Origin of the sequence: Allomuricauda sp. CAU 1633 (assembly GCF_017313225.1) — a bacterium.
GTDB lineage: Bacteria > Bacteroidota > Bacteroidia > Flavobacteriales > Flavobacteriaceae > Flagellimonas.
The window spans coordinates 357,367-375,382 of sequence record NZ_JAFLNE010000001.1 but is presented as its reverse complement, the minus strand read 5'-3'; the positions used below and the strand labels follow the sequence as shown (position 1 = coordinate 375,382).

The window sequence follows — 18,016 nt, the reverse complement described above, 5'->3', positions numbered from 1 at the left end:
GTGAATTCTTTTTGGGGCCGAAACAATGAACCTGGGTTAAGAAATACGGCTTCGTATTCGGCTTAGGGCCTGTGGCGTTATCCCAATATAAGAGGCGATATATTTTAAAGGGATGTGTTGGATGAGTTCGGGTCGTTCAGTAAAAAGTTTTAGGTAGCGTTCCTCCGCAGAATCTTGTAATAGTGAAAGTTCGCGTTGCGATTTTTTCAGAAACAATTCCTCACTCGCCTTTCTGCCGATAAGATTTCCAATGCCACTCTCCTTATAAACAGTTTGAAGATCTTGGTACGTCAATCGCCAAAGTATGGTATCCGCAACAGTTTCCACAACATAGGGAGAAGGGGATTGGGTAAGGAATGAATCGTAAGCACTTACAAACGCATCCTGAAAGACAAAAGCAAAAGTGAGTTCACCATCTTCCTTGGGAACATACAGACGAACCACCCCTTTTTCTACAAAGGAAAGGTGGTTTTCGGTTTCCCCAACATGGAGCAGGATTTCCTTTTTCGGACATTCATATCTAGTCAATTTGGATGAAAAAATGCTCCAATCCGCCTCGGATAGTTGAAAATTTGATTCAAAATAAGTCTTGATTTGTTCCACGTGTGAATACTATGATGTTATTCGTTGAACGAAGCTACGACAGGGACGGCAACCAAAGTATTAAATTACTGCATCAAGTACACCAAAAACACCGTAGGAATCAAATAGACCACGATGGTTTGTGCTCCAACATAATCTTTGGCTATTCGCTGCCCCAAAAGAAGTATTAAAAGCGTTAGGGCGGCAAAAAGCGCCCCATAAAAACCAATGGAACTTTCACCTTCCACGATAAATTGGAAAATGCCAACGGCAGAAAGCACCCCCGAAGCCATTTCCATGAGCAACACAATTGTCAATAGTAAGGGAACGCTTCCCTTAAAAACGGTTTTGGAAAAATGACCGGTGAGCCAACCCAAATTGCCTTTCCAGTCCAATACCTTATCAATACCGCTCTGTAAAAAAGTAATCGCCAAAAAGGCCAAGAGAAGGATCTCTGTTGCATTAGAAAATATATGTTCCATGGTTGTATTTTTAAGCGGCTTTGGTATGCAATAGCCGCGTAAGTTTTATGGATAAATCTGTAAAAATGATTTTTGAATTACCATTGCGTTCCACGTGAAAAATGGCTTTTTCCAGTTCTTCCACAATATCCACAATATTGTTTTCATGTACAAAAGGCGCAAACTTATTCAGGTCAAAACCTTCCACATGAATTTTGGTATAGACGAGATCATGGGCCTTGTAATTAAGCAAAAGGGCTTGTCTCATCAAGGTAAGGCAATAGTTTAAAAACTGCTTCTGTACTTCCCGGCCCGTTTTGGCCACCTCGTCACTCCAGAGAATCAATTCTTGGATGGCTCCTTTGTTGCCCTTTGCTTTAAATGCACTGCGAACCCACTGCACAAACCAACGTTCAAACACCAAATCCTCAGAATCTTTGTTCATCAAATCCAAGGCCTTATTGAAATTTCCATTAGCCTCTTGTGCAATGTTATGGGCCGCACTTGCGCTTAAACCCCTGTTGACAAGCGCATCGGTAATAACCTGCTCCGTCAATGGCGGAAAATGTAAAATCTGGCATCGGGAACGGATGGTATTGATGATTTGTTCCTCGTCTTCGGCCAGTAAAAGCAAAACTGTTTTTTGTGGTGGTTCCTCTATCAATTTAAGGAGCTTATTGGCCGCGGAAATGTTCATTTTTTCGGCCATCCAAAGGATGAGCACCTTATACCCCCCTTCATAGGATTTTAGGGACAACTTCTTCACCATATCTTGAGCTTCATCGACCCCAATCTGGCCCTGTTTTTTTTCAATGCCGATGTGTCGGTACCAATCAAACAGATTCCCATAGGGTTGCTCCTTTATAAATTGCCGCCATTCTTCCAAGTAATGGTCACTCACCGCATGCGATTTTACCTTATCCGAATTAGCAACCGGAAAAGCAAAATGCATGTCAGGATGTGCTAACGAGTTGCACTTGGTATTGCAAACGGCATTTTCGCCCTCGTTTTCGCCGCCCGTGTTGCCGCATAACAAATATTGAGCATAGGCCACGGCCATGGGCAAGGTTCCCGAACCTTCTGGGCCCACAAACAATTGGGCATGTGCTACCCTTCCCGAGTCGGCAGTGGTCACCAAATGGTTTTTGATATGTTCCAGCCCTAAAATGTGTTTGAACAGCATAAGCCAAAGATACATTTTTTAGCTCGCCCATCTTTGTGACGATTTTTTTGGAAAACATCAAAAATATAACCTAAGCGACAAGACCAAAAGACAGGAAATCTTTACTTTTGAGCTTCTCATAAAGACACACTACATGAAGACGATAGACGATTACAACTTTGAAGGAAAAAAAGCATTGATTCGTGTTGATTTCAACGTTCCCCTGGATGGTGATTTCAATGTGACGGACACCAGCAGGATTGAAGCAGCAAAACCCACAATTCTAAAAGTGTTGGAAGATGGTGGTTCTGCCGTTCTAATGAGTCACTTGGGAAGGCCTAAAGGCAAAGTGAATCCGGATATGTCCCTTTCCCATATTGTTGAAACCGTTTCAGATATCATTGGAGTTGAAGTAAAATTTACCAATGACTGTGTGGGCAAGGAAGCAGATGATGCTGTCGCCAAGCTTGAAGAAGGCGAGGTGCTTCTTTTGGAAAACCTTCGTTTTCATGACGAGGAAGAAGCAGGTGATGAAGCCTTTTCTGAGGCTTTGGCAAAACACGGAGACATTTATGTAAACGATGCCTTTGGAACGGCTCACCGAGCCCATGCCTCAACCACCATTGTAGCCCAATTTTTCCCAAACAATAAATGCTTCGGATATCTATTGGCCAAAGAAATCGATGCTATCGCCAAAGTGATGCAGACCGGAGAAAAACCAGTAACCGCTATTTTGGGGGGAGCCAAGGTATCTTCCAAAATCACCATTATTGAGAATATTTTGGACAAGGTTGATAACCTCATCATTGGTGGTGGAATGACCTATACCTTTATCAAAGCGCAGGGAGGTAAAGTTGGTAATTCCATTTGTGAAGATGATAAAATGGAATTGGCCCTGGACATCCTAAAGCAAGCCAAAGCCAAAAATGTAAACGTTTATCTACCTGTTGATGTATTGGCTGCAGACGATTTTGACAACAACGCCAACACACAGTTTGTAGACGTGGACAAAATTCCCGATGGATGGCAAGGGCTGGATGCCGGACCAAAAACCTTGGAGATTTTCAAGCAAGTTATTTTGGCCTCCAAGACCATCTTGTGGAACGGCCCAGTGGGTGTTTTTGAAATGGAAAGCTTTGCCAAGGGAACCATTGCCGTTGGAAATTATATTGATGAAGCCACACAAAGCGGAGCATTTTCTCTTGTTGGAGGGGGCGATTCTGTAGCTGCGGTAAAGCAATTTGGTTTTGATGATAAAGTAAGTTATGTGTCCACAGGAGGTGGGGCCATGTTGGAAAGCCTTGAAGGGAGAACCTTGCCCGGTATCGCTGCAATATTGGACTAGTTTACACGTTATGGATTATTGGGGAAAGAGTTAAAATTCAGTACGTTTTACACCCGAAATTTTAATATTTCAGAAAAAAACGCCATTTTAGTTCGCCCCAAAAACCAAACCTTGTCCAAATGAACCCAAAATTGAACACAGCTGTCTGCGCAGCACTTGTTTTTGTTGCTTCGATGGTCACCGCCCAAGAGATTGATTCCATTCAATTGGCTGTGCAAGATTCCACATTGATACAATCAGATGAAACCCAGGAAATCAGTATTACCAACGTTAGTATTGATGGTAAGCCCATGGTGTTGGAAGCGGATAAAAATGGGGAATTTCAATTACTGGATTTGGAAGAGGCCCATCGGTACGACAGTCTTTGGTTGAAAGAGCTTCACGGCAGCGCACAGTTGTTCAGTGATATGCTGCTTGAAATTGAGAATGGTTTGGAGAACGACTCCATTTTTGTTGTGGATTTACCCACTGATACCTTAAAGGCCCGTTTGGCACGAATGGATGAAAAAACGCCATTCAATATTACCTATAATCCTTCTTTGGAGAGCGTTATTAAATCCTTTTTGACGAGAAAAAGAGATTTGATGCAACGAATGATGACCGCCAGTCAGTTCTACTTCCCATTGTTTGAACAAGAATTGGATAATCAAGATATCCCCCTTGAAATTAAATATTTGGCCATTATTGAATCGGCATTGAACCCAAGAGCAAGATCAAGAGTGGGCGCCAAGGGACTTTGGCAGTTTATGTACAGTACAGGTAAAATGTACGGATTGGATGTGAGCAGTTATGTGGATGAACGCCATGACCCTATTTTAGCGACAAAAGCAGCCAGCAAGTATCTGGCCAAGCTCTATGAAATTTTCAACGATTGGGATTTGGCCCTTGCCGCATACAACTCTGGCCCAGGAAATGTGAACAAAGCCATCCGTAGGTCTGGCGGATATGAAAATTATTGGAACATACGTCCATTCCTTCCGCGTGAAACGGCAGGCTATCTTCCTGCGTTTTTAGCGACGATGTACATTTTTGAGTATGCCGATGAACATGGGTTACAATATAAAAAGGCAGACCGCCCCTATTTTGAAACGGATACGGTCCATGTAAAAAACTTGATCACTTTTGATCAAATAGCGAAGTTGGTGGACATCAGCACCGAAGAATTGGAGATGTTGAACCCAGCCTACAAACTGAATGTGATACCCAAGGTAAAAGGGAAAGATTACGCCCTTCGTTTGCCTAAGGCCAAAATTGGAAAGTTTGTGGCCAATGAGGAACAGATTTATGCGTATGTGAAAAAGGAAATGGATTCTTTGGAAAAACCATTGCCACAGATGATAACTGCCCAAGATCAAATTCGCTACAAAGTAAAGAGCGGAGATTATTTGGGCAAGATTGCGGAACGATATGGCGTTGGCGTGAGCCAGATTATAAGGTGGAACGGGTTACGTAGTAACAACTTGCGCATTGGGCAACGATTGACCATTTTCCCTAGAAAACCCCATATCCCAGAAAAACCTGTGGCTAAATCGAGTACTTCAAAGTCAGTTTCAGGGGCGGTGGCAGGCAACTCTAAAACACATACAGTACAACCCGGTGATTCACTCTGGACGATTTCCAGAAAATATCCCGGAGTTTCCATAGAAAATTTACGAGAATGGAACGGTCTTAGCAGCAATAACCTAAAACCGGGCACAAAACTTAAATTGTGCGATTGTTCTTCGTAAATTTAACGCAATATGAAAAAATTTGGAACACTATGTAGCGCTATTTTGGTAATGGCGCTCTGGTCTTGTAATGATTCAGGACGCAAACAAAAATTTCTACCGCCATCAACAGGTGGTGTCAATTCCTTAATGGTGGTAATGGACACGGAACTGTGGCAAAGTGATGTGGGCGATAACATAAGGGAACATTTTGCTGCACAGGTCTTGGGACTCCCACAGCCCGAACCCATTTTCACTATTGTACAGGTTCCTCCAAAGGTGTTCAAGGGAACAACAACCTATTCTCGGTCTATTTTATACGTGGTACAAGATTCATCCTCATTGGCGCATATTAAAACTGATGCGTATTCAAAACCCCAAAAGGTGGCGGTGGTCACCGGACAAACCCGTGATGTTCTGAACCGTAATTTGGATTCTTTAGCACCGAAGGCCATTGAGGCATTCAAACAGGTAGAAATCTCAGAAGCCCAAAAACGTTTTGAACGTTCTTTGAACAAGGACAAAGCCATGCAAGAGGAATTTGGTATAAGCTTGAAAGTTCCATCATTGTATAAAGTGGGTAAGCGGGACAATAAATTTGTGTGGATGGACATTCAGATTCCAAAGGGAACCATGAACATCATTGCTTATGAAATGCCAGAAAACAGTTTTTCCAACGACTCCACTTTTATTGAAGATATTGTAAAAATGCGGGATTCCATCGGAAAGAAATATGTTCCAGGACCCTATGAGAACACCTATATGAAAACAGAAATGGCGTTTGCGCCCTATGTTTTCCCAACAGAGATAGGCGGAAAGAAAGCTGCTGAAGTTAAAGGAATCTGGGACATTCAGGGATATCCCATGGCCGGCCCTTTTTTAACGTACATCATCAACGATGAGGAACACCACAGAAAGCTGGTCTTGGAAGGATTTACTTTTGCACCATCGGCGGAAAAAAGGGATTACATGTTTGAGTTGGAAGCCATCATGCGAACGGTTGATTTTAATACAACCGCAATGGAATAGAAAAGCATAAATCAAAGCAAAAAAGCCCGGGTTCCCGGGCTTTTTGTTCTTTAAATACTTATGTATTTGGGATGTTAGTCAAATGCAAAGCCAGTAGCTATTCTGTATACAAAGGCATATAGCACAATGAAGAACATGACAAAGCTAAACCAGGCAAATATTTTAAAGTATTTTTCTATAATAAAATGTCCTAAGTTGCGAAACCCTTCAATATAGATTTCTTTTACGAGTATAAGTTTTTTCATAAGTCAGATTTTTAAGATTTAAAGACAAGACAAAGGTTGGGTTTTGTAGATGGGGTTTAAAAACAAAAGGATGAAAAGCACCAAAACAAGGACAAAAGCTTTGTTGGTTTTGCTAATATCCACTAAGGCACTTTTTTTATCGATATACGGTAAATTATAGGTAGCTGTTCAGCTAGTAGAATTATCGATGAAATGCACACAGGAAGAATAGCAGCATAAAAAAACCCCTTGAAAGGGGCTTGGTTTTTTATTGGGACACGATGATAAACTCAGATCGTCGGTTTTGCTGGTGCTTGTCCGGAGGACATTTATGACCATCTGCGCAATTGTTTAACAAACGTTCTTCACCATATCCAATGGCACTTGCTATTCGAGACGGGTCTATACCTTGGGAAATGATATAGTCCCTGGTGGATTTGGCCCGTTTGTCCGAGAGGTATTTGTTATAAGCCTTGTTCCCTATCGCATCGGTATGGGATTCAATCTTAATGACCAAGTTCTCATTTTCATTCATTACAGCCACTAACTTGTCCAGCTCTTTGGCCGTTTTTGGTTTAATGTTGAATCGGTCAAAATCAAAATAAATCGCATCGGGCTCCAGATTCACAATCTTTTTCTCTTCATCAATGATGTCCTTGAGCGGTTGTAAAGATTGATTTGCTTCTATGGCTATGTTGTCCTTTGTCCGTATGTCCGAATCGTTTTCAAAATAGCCTTTCTTTGAGATTTTGAGAAGATAATCAGATTCTGATTCGAGACCCTCAAAACGATAACTACCATCAGCATCGGTGTTCACTTCGGCCAAAAGAAGCTTGTCTTTGTTGTACAAGATGACCTGGGCACCTTCAAGAACCTCACCAGAAGTGGCATCCTTGATCGTACCGGAAATGGCATTGTGGTTTTCAGTAGCGATAAAGGAATAAATATCATCATCACCCTTGCCCCCTTTTCTATTGGAAGCGAAATAGCCTTTTTTTCCAGAACTGTCCACTATGTAGGAGAAATCATCCCTATTGCCATTAATGGGCTCTCCAATATTATACACTATCCCAAAGATGTCGTTGTCATAATCGGCCTTATAAATATCCAGGCCGCCAAAGCCCATCGCCCTATTGGAGGAGAAATAAAGTGTGTTTTCCGTGATGTAGGGAAACATTTCCTTACCGCTGGAGTTGATGCCCCTACCCAAGTTTTTGGGCTCGGAAAACTCCCCATTTCCCAAAATATCCACTACGTAGATGTCTGTTTCACCGTAGCCCTCTGGTTTATCGGAGACGAAGTACATTTTTGTACCATCTGGACTTATGGAAGGGTGTCCCGTGGAATAGTTTTCACTATTAAAGGGTACCTCCACAGCATCGGTCCATTCGCCATCAATTAAGTTGGATTGATAAATTTTGAGGTGGTTGATTCCATTTTTTCCCCGTTTCAACCTTTTGCCATAGTTGTTTCGGGTAAAGTATATGGTTTTTTGATCAGGGGAAAAGGCCACGGAAGCCTCATGATATTTTGTGTTGATTTTTCTTGAGAATTTCTTGGTGCCAAATAAATCCCCGCTGTCATCATCCTTGGTTTTGGCTAGATAGAGATCTAAAAAGGGTTGGTTGGTCCACCGATAGCGCCTTGTCGTCAAAAAGGAGGAATCCCGTGCCGAAGCAAACACCACTTCGGAATCTTTGTGGAACATGGGAGCAAAATCTGAATACTTGGAATTAATGGCCAAGTTTTTTATCTCCACCAATGCAGTACGTTTCCAGGTAGGCGTAGCAACGTTTTCCAATTCATTAAGGGGCTGGTCTCTTTTTTGTCGAAACAATTTGGTGAGTTGAGCTGCGCGGCGGTATCTCCCCGTACCCTTTAAGGCATGGGTGTACTTAAAGAAACGATCCTCAGTGATTTGTTCAGAGTAGGTTTCGTAAAGCTCGTGGTACCATTTATAGGATTTTTCAAGATTTCCACTATAGTAATGCGAGTCACCGGCTTTGGCCAAAAGGTCGAACGTGTGTTTTTCATTACTTTTTTCAAGGACAATGTCATACATGCGGGCTGCTTCTGCGTACCACATTTGGTCAAAGTATTCGTCCCCTTTTTTAATAAGTTTGGCGGCCACCCCTTCTTTTCGAACAAATTGGATAAGGTTTTTGTTGTTGAGGCCTTCCAGCGTTTTTACAAAATCGCTCTCTGGAACCGTATTTGGATTATTTTGGGTGGTAGCAGCAATGTCTTTGTTCTGAAACTGCAAAAGAGTAACCTCTTGGGCTCGAATCCCAAAGGCTATCAACATAAAAAAAAGCAAGATCGGTTTTTTCATTACCACTCCTTCTGCACAAATAATCAACTATTGATTACTTGGAGGCTAAGCAAAGAGAGCTTAACGTCAGTTTCAACAGCTAAAATAAGATAAGATAAAGGGGTTGGTAATTTTTTGTTGTGAAAGAGAAGATTTCTGGCGTGTAGGTCAAAAAAATGTGGTTCTTTATCGAAAAGCCCTTTGTAGACAAGGCTTGCTAAAGGGTGTTGTACGCCAAAAAAATTGGAACACTAAGACTTTGTCTCGTTACCGCCTTCCAATTTCTCCTCTTCTTTTGAGGCATCCTTAAACTCTTTGATACCGCTGCCAAGTCCTCTCATCAATTCTGGAATCTTTTTACCTCCGAAAAGTAAAAGAACAATAACCACGATAAGTACAATTTGCCATGGGCCAATCATACCAAGAAACATATTTTGAGCAATCATAATGTCAAAACCTTTAATTTGAAAGGTAAAAGTACTAAAAAGAACTGTAAGTGTCCATGGGATTAACGAAAATTAGCATATAGAATCGTTCTGTGCACCTAAACAAGATGTTAGGTATTTTAAAAAGCTTAACATCAATATCAAAATGGAAGATTATCTTTGTTCATTATGGCGAAGGACCGAAAGAAAAGAAAAGAGATAAAGCGCAAGCTGCTGCACAAGTATCGCTTGGTCATTCTAAATGAAAGCACCTTTGAGGAAAAGATTTCCTTTAAACTCAATAGACTCAATGTTTTTGTGACCGGAACCCTTTTTATCATTGTTCTGATAGGGGTAACTACCCTGATTATTGCCTTTACACCGCTAAGGGAGTATATTCCGGGATACTCATCAACCAAGTTGAAACGTCAGGCCACAGAACTGACCTACAAAACGGATTCTTTGGTGACCGTCCTTAATTATACCAATAGGTATTTGGATAATGTCAGACTTGTACTCCGTGGGGATATTGAGAACAACCAGGTAAATCGGGATTCGCTTTTTGATCAGTACAAATTGGATCCCTCAACGGTTGATTTAACCCCTATTCGTGAAGATTTGCTCCTGAGGGAGGAAGTGGAACTGGAAGATAAGTACAATCTCTTTGAGCGGAACATTGAAAACATGGGCACCTTGCTCTTTTCACCCATCAATGGCACCTTGGTACAAGGATTTGATGCCAAAACCAAACATTATGCCGTGGATTTGGTGGCGCCCAAAGACACTCCGGTGAAGTCCATTGCCGATGGCACCGTACTTTTTGCAGAATGGACCTCCGAGACGGGCTATGTCATCATTGTTGAACACCAAGAAGGGCTTACCTCAGTATACAAACACAATGGCTCATTGAGCAAGTCCCAAGGAGACTTGGTAAAAGCAGGAGAGGTGATAGCCTCTATTGGAAACACGGGTGAACTTACCACGGGGCCACACCTACATTTTGAACTTTGGAGAAGAGGAAAACCGGTAGACCCCCAGAATTATATTGACTTCAACTAAATGTCGTTAAAATCATTTGCAGCAAAGATTTTTGCCAAAAGAATAGCCCAAAAAAATCAGAAATGGGTCAAAAATCCTGTTCAAACCCAAGAAAAGGTCTTTAAAGAACTAATCTCCAAAGCGGCCAAAACCCAATTTGGCAAAGACCATGATTTTGGTAGTATTACATCCCACCATGATTTTGTAAAAAAAGTCCCCGTTCGGGATTATGAAGCGCTTAAGGATTACATTCAAAAAATTATTGATGGCCAAGAAGATGTGCTCTGGCCCGGAAAGCCTATTTATTTTGCCAAAACATCGGGCACCACATCAGGAGCAAAGTATATTCCCATTACCAAAGCATCCATTAAAAATCAAGTTGAGGCCTCAAGAAATGCCATTTTAAACTATATCCATGAAACAGGCAATACCGATTTTGTGAATGGAAAGATGATTTTTCTACAGGGAAGTCCCATTTTGGAAGAAAAAAACGGCATAAAATTGGGGCGTCTTTCAGGGATTTCTGCCCATTATGTTCCCAATTATTTGCAAAAAAACCGATTGCCCAGTTGGGAGACCAATTGCATTGAAGACTGGGAAACCAAGGTGGACACCATTGTGGAAGAGACGGAAAATGAAAACATGACTGTCATTGCAGGGATACCATCTTGGGTGCAGATGTATTTTGAGAAACTCAATGCAAAGTCTGGAAAAAAGGTTGGGGAGCTTTTCAAGGAATTTCAGTTGTACATCTACGGAGGAGTCAATTACGAACCTTACCGAGCCAAATTTGAAAATTTGATTGGAAGGAAAGTGGATAGCATTGAACTTTTCCCGGCCAGTGAAGGTTTTTTTGCCTATCAGGATTCCCAAAAGGCAAAAGGCATGCTCTTGCTTTTGGATTCTGGAATTTTCTACGAGTTTATCAAAGCGGATGAGTTCTTTTCCGAAAATCCAAGACGACTTACCATTGCTGAAGTAGAATTGGAGGTGGACTATGCGATGATTATTTCGACTGATGCCGGACTCTGGGCCTATAATCTGGGAGATACCGTTCGGTTTGTTTCCAAAAACCCAAACAAGATTATTGTTTCAGGACGGATAAAGCATTTTATCTCTGCTTTTGGGGAACATGTTATCGCCAAAGAGGTGGAAGAAGCCCTAAAACTGGCGGTGGAACGGACCGATGCTGTAGTGAACGAGTTTACGGTGGCCCCGCAAACCAACCCTGTGGATGGGAAGCTACCGTATCACGAATGGTTTATTGAGTTTGAAAAAGTCCCCTCCGAACCTTCAAAATTCGCTCAAGAAATTGAAGAGAGTATGAAAAAGCAGAACAGCTATTATTACGATCTGATTGCCGGAAACATTCTTCAACCCCTTATAATAACTCCAATCAAACCTGGCGGCTTTCAGGATTATATGAAGACCATTGGCAAATTGGGGGGTCAGAATAAGGTGCAAAGGTTGTCCAATGACCGTAAGGTGGCAGATGGACTCCAGCCGTTCAAAATTTAGATTGCAAAGAACGGCACAACTTTAGTAGGAATTCATGTATTTTTGCTCCATTATATGATGGCAACTGAAGTAAAGCAACCCACTAGGGCACAAGAATCCACCAATGCAATTGAGCGCTTGTACATTACCATGCGCCATCTGCTCAATCGTGGATTTTACAAACCATCCGGGGTCTCCGGCAATGCGCTGCGTAGTGCACTTTTGTTGTTACGGCCCGAAATTTACGGTACGGTAGCCGAGGATAAATCAGAATTGAACGGTTTGATCTATGTGTTGGAACGATTGCCGGAAGGCATTGAGGAATGCCGTTTTATCAACCTAACTTCTGATGAGGGTTTTTCCAAATCACATTTAAAGCCCATTATTCCCCCAAAACGAAGGCGTAATTGTTACCGAATTGATGAAGTTCAGATGAACATTGAGATTACACGGGGCAGAAGCGACATCTATGATATTCTCACCCACTTGACCTTTTTGTTCATTGAATCAGGAAAAATCTGCAAGCGGGTTTTGGTGGAGGACGGTAATGCCACTATCCACGACTGGGATAAACTGGAACGATTTGTTCAACTCACTGAGAAAAAAGAAAGTGAAAGGGAGATTGCCCTAATCCATGCCGCCAATATTTTGGGCAGGACCTTTGATGAAGTTGTTGACATTTATAAAAAACTCAAGAAGCCTAAGGATCCCGATCGCTTTTTGAATGTAATTTACTGGCTGGGCAAGTTGGCCATTGAAGAAGAAACCACGGGCAACAAGCGCACCATCACTTTTAGTCCCTTGTTACGCGAACGCTTGGGGCACCACATTCATGGGGAACGGTGGGCGGATATGATTAAAAAGACCCTTACAGACCATAATTTATTGCACAGGCCCATTCACATCATAAGTGCCAACATGCACAGTGTCATGAATTCTTTGTTCGCCCGAAAAGCTTTGGTAAAGGAATTTCCAAGCGCCAAACCTTTGGAGATTTTTGAGACATTGAGCGCCACTATCAACAACAACCTTCATGAAAAGGTAAGGACCGTCGCTGAAAAGAACGGAATGCTATTTTTGGATGATGTCTCTGGAGCCAATATTGATGTACAGATTTTTGATACGGCCAAATTGGGAAAAGATACGTGTTGCTATGATTTGCCGGAAGGAATTCAAGACGAGGAAAAACCCGTTATATTTGTCATGGATTATGCATTTGGGGAGCAGGCATATGAGACCATTGACGAACTTTTGAAGCCTTTGGAGGAAGGAAATGAGAAACGGTTTTTGAATGTAGAATCTTTGTCGATTATGGGTAAAGCAGGTATTTTGGAGGGCGGCAAAGGGGATTTAATGATTCCATCGGCCCATATTTTTGAAGGTACGGCAGATAATTACCCATTCCATAATGAACTAAGCGCTTCAGATTTTGAAGGCCAGGGCCTAAAAGTTTTGGAAGGCACTATGGTAACCGTTTTGGGCACCTCTTTGCAGAACAAGGACATTTTGAAGTTTTTTTATGAGTCCACTTGGAATGTCATTGGCTTGGAAATGGAGGGGGTACATTACCAAAAAGCGATCCAATCCGCATCCAAGATAAGGAAGAGCATCAAAAAGGATATTAAAGTAAGATATGCCTATTATGCCTCGGACAATCCTTTGGAAACAGGAAGTACATTGGCCTCGGGGGGGTTGGGAACAACCGGGGTAAAACCCACCTATTTGATTACGGACCGAATTTTAAAACAGATATTCAATTCATAGATATATGGCAGACCAACCAGCACATCAAAACTCTTCAGACGAAATAGATTTGGGGCAGTTGTTCCAAATGATTGGAAGGGCATTTCAAAAATTCTTCAACTTTGTCGGGAGCATCTTTAAGGGCATTTTCCATGTTTTGATGCTGCTCTTGCTCTTCATTCAAAAAAACTTCATCATCTTGGCAGCTGCAGTCATTATTGGTGGGGTAGGCGGCTATATTTTGGACACTACTCTTCCGGAAAAGTATATTTCCAAAATGGTGGTAGAGCCCAACTTCAACAGTGTTCAACAGCTTTACAACAACATTTCATTCTATAATGATTTGGCCGAAGCACAAGATTCAGTTGCCTTGGCAACCGCATTGAACATCACAGAACATGAAGCAGCCAGTGTTGAGGAAATTTTTGCCGATTCCTACTCAGATGAGAATCAAAAAATTAAATTGTTCGACGAGTTCATCCGGGAACTGGACACCACCACGGTTAAGACCATAGATTTTGAGAACTACTTGCAAAACTTTAATTCTTTGGATGCAAGGTTCCATCAGATTTCAGTCATTAGTACGGATAATAAGGTGGCCAAAAAAATGCAACCTGCTATCATTAACTCCATATCGGTCAACGATTATTTCAAATTGCAGAAAAGAATCAATGATGAAAACCTAAGCTTGCAGGAAGATATTTACAAGCAACAGCTGGTTGAAATAGATTCATTACAAAGTCTGTATAGGACGGTATTGGTAAAAGAAGCGGACAAGCCCATGCAGGGCACCAGCATAAGTATGGCAGAAAGTGGAGAGTCAAGCAACAGGGAATTGGCCTTGGTGCAGGAAAAGGATGTATTGAAGGAAAAATTGGTCGCGTTGAACAAAGAACGGGCCAATAAATCTACAATCATCAACGTAATAAGTGACTTCCCCACTAGGGGAGTTGGACAAAAAGGCATATGGAACAGTTATAAATTTAAACTACCCATACTATTATTGGCTTTAACAATTGGGATTTTGGCTTTGTTTAAGCTGAACAAGTATTTAACATCCTACAATTGAAAATAAATTACCCGTAGAAAATGGGACTTATTTTTAAACTTATAAGACAACACATAAACCTTAAACTTCAGCAAAGAGAACAAGTCTGATGAACAAAAGAATATTGGTTACGGGGTCCAGCGGGCAACTTGGACAAACAATACAAGAATACGCCTATAACCGCTCAGATTTTTTTTTCGATTTCAAATCATCCAATGAACTTGATATCACGGAACGAAAAGAACTGTATGATGTATTCCAAGATGGAAACTATGATTTTTGCATCAATTGTGCAGCATATACTAACGTTGAACGTGCAGAAAAACAACCGGAAACCGCCTTTAAAGTGAATGCAGAAGGGGTAAAGAACCTAGCGGAGCTTTGCAATGAACATAAAACAACCCTTGTCCATATCTCAACGGATTATGTCTTTGATGGGGAAAAAGAGACCCCATATACCGTTGATGACCTGGCCAACCCCATTAATGAGTATGGGAAATCCAAACTAAGTGGAGAGAAGTTTGTTCAAGAGATAATACCAAACCATTACATTATTCGCACATCTTGGCTGTACAGCAAAAAATATGGACATAACTTCTATCGCACAATCTTAAAAAAAGCTCTAGCCGGGGAGAGTCTTCACATTACAGATGCCCAGAAAGGACGCCCAACCAATACCGAGGGGTTGACAAAGTTTATTTTAGAGGAAATCATACTGAATAAAAAATCCTTTGGGACATACCATTTTGTTGATGGGGGAGCAATGACATGGTATGAATTTGCCAAGCAAATACTGGAAGACAATGGATTGACCGGAAAAGTCAACCTTGTTTTGGATAGGAATTATCGTACTTTCGCAAAGCGACCAAAGAACAGCGTTCTCATTTAATGGAATTAAGGCTGATGGAGTTTTTTTAGAATAAACAGCACAAAGACATATATATAATGAAATCTCATAAAAGGAATATTTTAATTACCGGCGGGGCGGGCTTTATTGGATCCCATGTAGTTCGCAGATTTGTTGAAGAATATAAGAAATATCAAATATATAATCTTGATGCATTGACTTACGCAGGGAATTTGGAAAACCTAAAAGACATTGAAAATGCCCCCAATTACTCTTTTATCAAAGGAGATATAACCGATTCAGAATTTTTAAAAGAGCTTTTTTCCCAAATAGAATTTGATGGAGTTGTTCACTTGGCGGCAGAGTCGCATGTAGATCGTTCCATTTCAGACCCTCTGTCTTTTGTGAAGACCAATATCTTGGGTACAGTAAACCTGTTGAATGAATCGGTTGCTTTATCAAGAAAGAACGAAGGGTTTAGGTTTTACCATGTAAGCACGGATGAAGTATATGGTGCTCTTGGAGATACGGGATATTTTTTGGAAACCACAGCATATAGCCCCAACTCCCCCTATTCTGCCTCCAAGGCCAGTTCAGACCATTTTGTTAGAGCTTATGGAGAAACCTATGGGCTGCCCTTTGTGATTTCCAATTGTTCTAACAATTATGGGCCAAACCATTTCCCTGAAAAATTAATTCCCCTGTTCATTAACAATATCATACAAAAAAGGCCGTTGCCCGTATATGGGGATGGGAATTATACCCGTGATTGGCTCTATGTAATAGATCACGCAAGAGCAATTGATTTGGTTTTCCATGAGGGAAAGAACGGCGAAACCTATAATATAGGAGGATTTAACGAATGGAAAAACATTGATTTGGTAAAACTGCTTTGCCAGTTGATGAACCGGAAACTTGGCAGACCTGATGGAGCTTCAGAAGAATTAATAACCTTTGTAAAGGACCGTCCAGGCCATGACTTACGCTATGCAATTGATGCCACAAAAATTAATAAAGAACTGGGATGGAAACCATCGGTTACATTTGAAAAAGGCCTTGATAAAACCATAGACTGGTATCTGGAAAATCAGGAGTGGTTAGGCCACGTAACCTCAGGAGACTATAAAAAGTACTACAAAAAACAATATCAACACTAACAGACGATGAAAGGAATTATTCTAGCCGGAGGATCAGGAACCAGACTACATCCCTTAACCCTTTCGGTAAGTAAACAACTTATGCCTATTTATGATAAGCCAATGATTTACTACCCATTGTCAACGTTGATGTACTCGGGCATCAAAGAGATTTTGATTATCTCCACCCCAAAAGACCTTCCACTTTTTAAGGAATTGTTGGGAGATGGACAAAAGTTTGGTTGTTCATTCTCTTATGCTGTTCAAGAGTCCCCTAATGGATTGGCCGAGGCTTTTATAATCGGGTCAGATTTTATTGGTAATGACAAGGTAGCACTTATACTTGGGGACAATATTTTTTATGGAACAGGCTTATCTAAGCTTTTACAGTCCAATAATGAACCCGATGGGGGCATAATATATGCTTATAGGGTACATGACCCAGAGCGTTACGGGGTGGTTGAGTTTGATGGTGAGGGCAAGGCCATAAGCATTGAAGAAAAACCAAATAACCCTAAGTCCAATTATGCGGTTCCCGGAATTTATTTCTATGATAACGAAGTGGTGTCAATTGCCAAAAATATTAAACCCAGCCCTAGAGGGGAGCTAGAGATTACTGATGTAAACAAGGAGTATCTTAGAAGAGGTAAATTGAGTGTGAGTATATTGGACAGGGGGACTGCTTGGTTGGATACAGGAACTTTTCAATCCCTTTTACAAGCATCCCAATTTGTGGAGGTAATTGAAGAACGGCAAGGATTAAAAATAGGAGCTATTGAGGCTGCCGCCTACGAGATGGGCTACATTGATCAAACTCAATTTGAAGAATTGGCCCGGCCCTTGATGAAAAGCGGGTATGGAAATAATCTATTGGGGATTTTAAATGCAGGAAAATGATTCAAGTAACGCAGACCAAACTTGAAGGATGTTTTGTTGTAGAACCAAAGGTTTTTCAAGATCAAAGAGGACATTTTTTTGAAAGTTTCAATCAAAGAACCTTTTGTGAAGCTATAGGCCAAGATGTAGTGTTTGTGCAAGACAATCAATCCTTTTCCACGAGGGGGGTTTTGCGGGGGCTACATTTTCAAGAAGGGGAGTTTGCCCAAGCAAAATTGGTGAGGGTACTCCAGGGAACAGTTTTAGATGTTGCGGTGGACCTTCGTGAAGAATCCGAGACCTATGGCCAACACATATCGATTGAGCTCAGTAGCGAGAATAAGAAGCAATTATTTGTCCCAAGAGGCTTTGCCCATGGTTTTGTTGTTCTTAGTGATGTGGCACATTTTTTTTATAAATGTGACAACTATTATTACAAGAATGCCGAAAGAGGCTTGAAATTTGACGACCCAACTTTAGACATTGATTGGAGGCTAGATAAAAATGAATTACAGCTCTCAGAAAAAGACAGAATATTACCCAACATTAAAGAATACCTATCCAATCCAATAAAAAAATAAACCTC

General features: G+C 41.3%; 17 protein-coding genes. 11 read left to right on the top strand and 6 right to left on the bottom strand.

The features are described 5' to 3' along the window. Positions 1–36 precede the first annotated feature (36 nt). From J0X14_RS01745 to J0X14_RS01735, 3 genes are all read right to left on the bottom strand, one after another. Entirely contained in the window at positions 37–603 is a 567-nt protein-coding gene (locus tag J0X14_RS01745) for a Crp/Fnr family transcriptional regulator (protein WP_207096030.1), read from the bottom strand. Between the two features lie 65 nt (positions 604–668). Then, complete coding sequence (locus tag J0X14_RS01740; RefSeq protein WP_207096029.1) at positions 669–1,064, bottom strand: DoxX family protein; 396 nt, start codon at positions 1,062–1,064, stop codon at positions 669–671. 10 nt (positions 1,065–1,074) lie between these two features. Further along, a complete protein-coding gene (locus J0X14_RS01735; RefSeq protein ID WP_207096028.1) occupies positions 1,075–2,226 on the bottom strand; it encodes an ATP-binding protein in 1,152 nt (383 codons plus the stop codon). A 133-nt stretch (positions 2,227–2,359) separates the two neighbouring features. Between J0X14_RS01735 and J0X14_RS01730 the strand changes: the two genes are divergently transcribed. The 3 genes from J0X14_RS01730 (at position 2,360) to J0X14_RS01720 (ending at position 6,285) form a co-directional block, all read left to right on the top strand. Beyond that, positions 2,360–3,550, top strand: a complete 1,191-nt coding sequence (locus J0X14_RS01730) for a phosphoglycerate kinase (protein WP_207096027.1) — start codon at positions 2,360–2,362, stop codon at positions 3,548–3,550. A gap of 119 nt (positions 3,551–3,669) precedes the next feature. Beyond that, complete coding sequence (locus J0X14_RS01725) at positions 3,670–5,277, top strand: LysM peptidoglycan-binding domain-containing protein (protein ID WP_242527890.1); 1,608 nt, start codon at positions 3,670–3,672, stop codon at positions 5,275–5,277. Positions 5,278–5,289: 12 nt separating this feature from the next. Next, positions 5,290–6,285 (top strand): DUF4837 family protein, encoded by a 996-nt coding sequence (locus J0X14_RS01720; RefSeq protein ID WP_207096026.1) that lies wholly within the window; start codon positions 5,290–5,292, stop codon positions 6,283–6,285. Positions 6,286–6,359: 74 nt separating this feature from the next. Here J0X14_RS01720 and J0X14_RS19175 read toward each other — a convergent pair whose 3' ends face one another. The 3 genes from J0X14_RS19175 to tatA form a co-directional block, all read right to left on the bottom strand. Beyond that, a complete protein-coding gene (locus J0X14_RS19175) occupies positions 6,360–6,530 on the bottom strand; it encodes a DUF6747 family protein (RefSeq protein WP_317194405.1) in 171 nt (56 codons plus the stop codon). Positions 6,531–6,777: 247 nt separating this feature from the next. Further along, a complete protein-coding gene (locus J0X14_RS01715; protein WP_207096025.1) occupies positions 6,778–8,841 on the bottom strand; it encodes an OmpA family protein in 2,064 nt (687 codons plus the stop codon). 230 nt (positions 8,842–9,071) lie between these two features. After that, positions 9,072–9,266, bottom strand: a complete 195-nt coding sequence (gene tatA / locus J0X14_RS01710) for a twin-arginine translocase TatA/TatE family subunit (protein WP_317194404.1) — start codon at positions 9,264–9,266, stop codon at positions 9,072–9,074. 168 nt (positions 9,267–9,434) lie between these two features. On the opposite strand from tatA, the gene J0X14_RS01705 reads away from it, so the two are divergent. The 8 genes from J0X14_RS01705 (at position 9,435) to rfbC (ending at position 18,011) form a co-directional block, all read left to right on the top strand. Continuing rightward, positions 9,435–10,304 carry a M23 family metallopeptidase gene (locus J0X14_RS01705; RefSeq protein ID WP_207096024.1) on the top strand — a complete coding sequence of 290 codons (870 nt, stop codon included), beginning with the start codon at positions 9,435–9,437 and terminating at the stop codon, positions 10,302–10,304. Further along, positions 10,305–11,801, top strand: a complete 1,497-nt coding sequence (locus tag J0X14_RS01700; protein ID WP_207096023.1) for a GH3 auxin-responsive promoter family protein — start codon at positions 10,305–10,307, stop codon at positions 11,799–11,801. A gap of 54 nt (positions 11,802–11,855) precedes the next feature. Further along, positions 11,856–13,544, top strand: coding sequence for a DUF6909 family protein (locus J0X14_RS01695; protein WP_207096022.1), 1,689 nt, complete (start codon positions 11,856–11,858; stop codon positions 13,542–13,544). Positions 13,545–13,548: 4 nt separating this feature from the next. Continuing rightward, complete coding sequence (locus J0X14_RS01690) at positions 13,549–14,592, top strand: hypothetical protein (RefSeq protein WP_207096021.1); 1,044 nt, start codon at positions 13,549–13,551, stop codon at positions 14,590–14,592. An 88-nt stretch (positions 14,593–14,680) separates the two neighbouring features. Further along, positions 14,681–15,460, top strand: coding sequence for a dTDP-4-dehydrorhamnose reductase (rfbD, locus tag J0X14_RS01685; protein ID WP_207096020.1), 780 nt, complete (start codon positions 14,681–14,683; stop codon positions 15,458–15,460). Positions 15,461–15,516: 56 nt separating this feature from the next. After that, positions 15,517–16,575 (top strand): dTDP-glucose 4,6-dehydratase, encoded by a 1,059-nt coding sequence (gene rfbB / locus J0X14_RS01680; protein ID WP_207096019.1) that lies wholly within the window; start codon positions 15,517–15,519, stop codon positions 16,573–16,575. Between the two features lie 6 nt (positions 16,576–16,581). Further along, positions 16,582–17,451, top strand: a complete 870-nt coding sequence (gene rfbA, locus J0X14_RS01675) for a glucose-1-phosphate thymidylyltransferase RfbA (protein WP_207096018.1) — start codon at positions 16,582–16,584, stop codon at positions 17,449–17,451. Then, entirely contained in the window at positions 17,448–18,011 is a 564-nt protein-coding gene (gene rfbC / locus J0X14_RS01670; RefSeq protein ID WP_242527889.1) for a dTDP-4-dehydrorhamnose 3,5-epimerase, read from the top strand. The genes rfbA and rfbC overlap by 4 nt, the downstream gene beginning before the upstream one ends. The last annotated feature ends 5 nt before the right edge of the window (positions 18,012–18,016 follow it).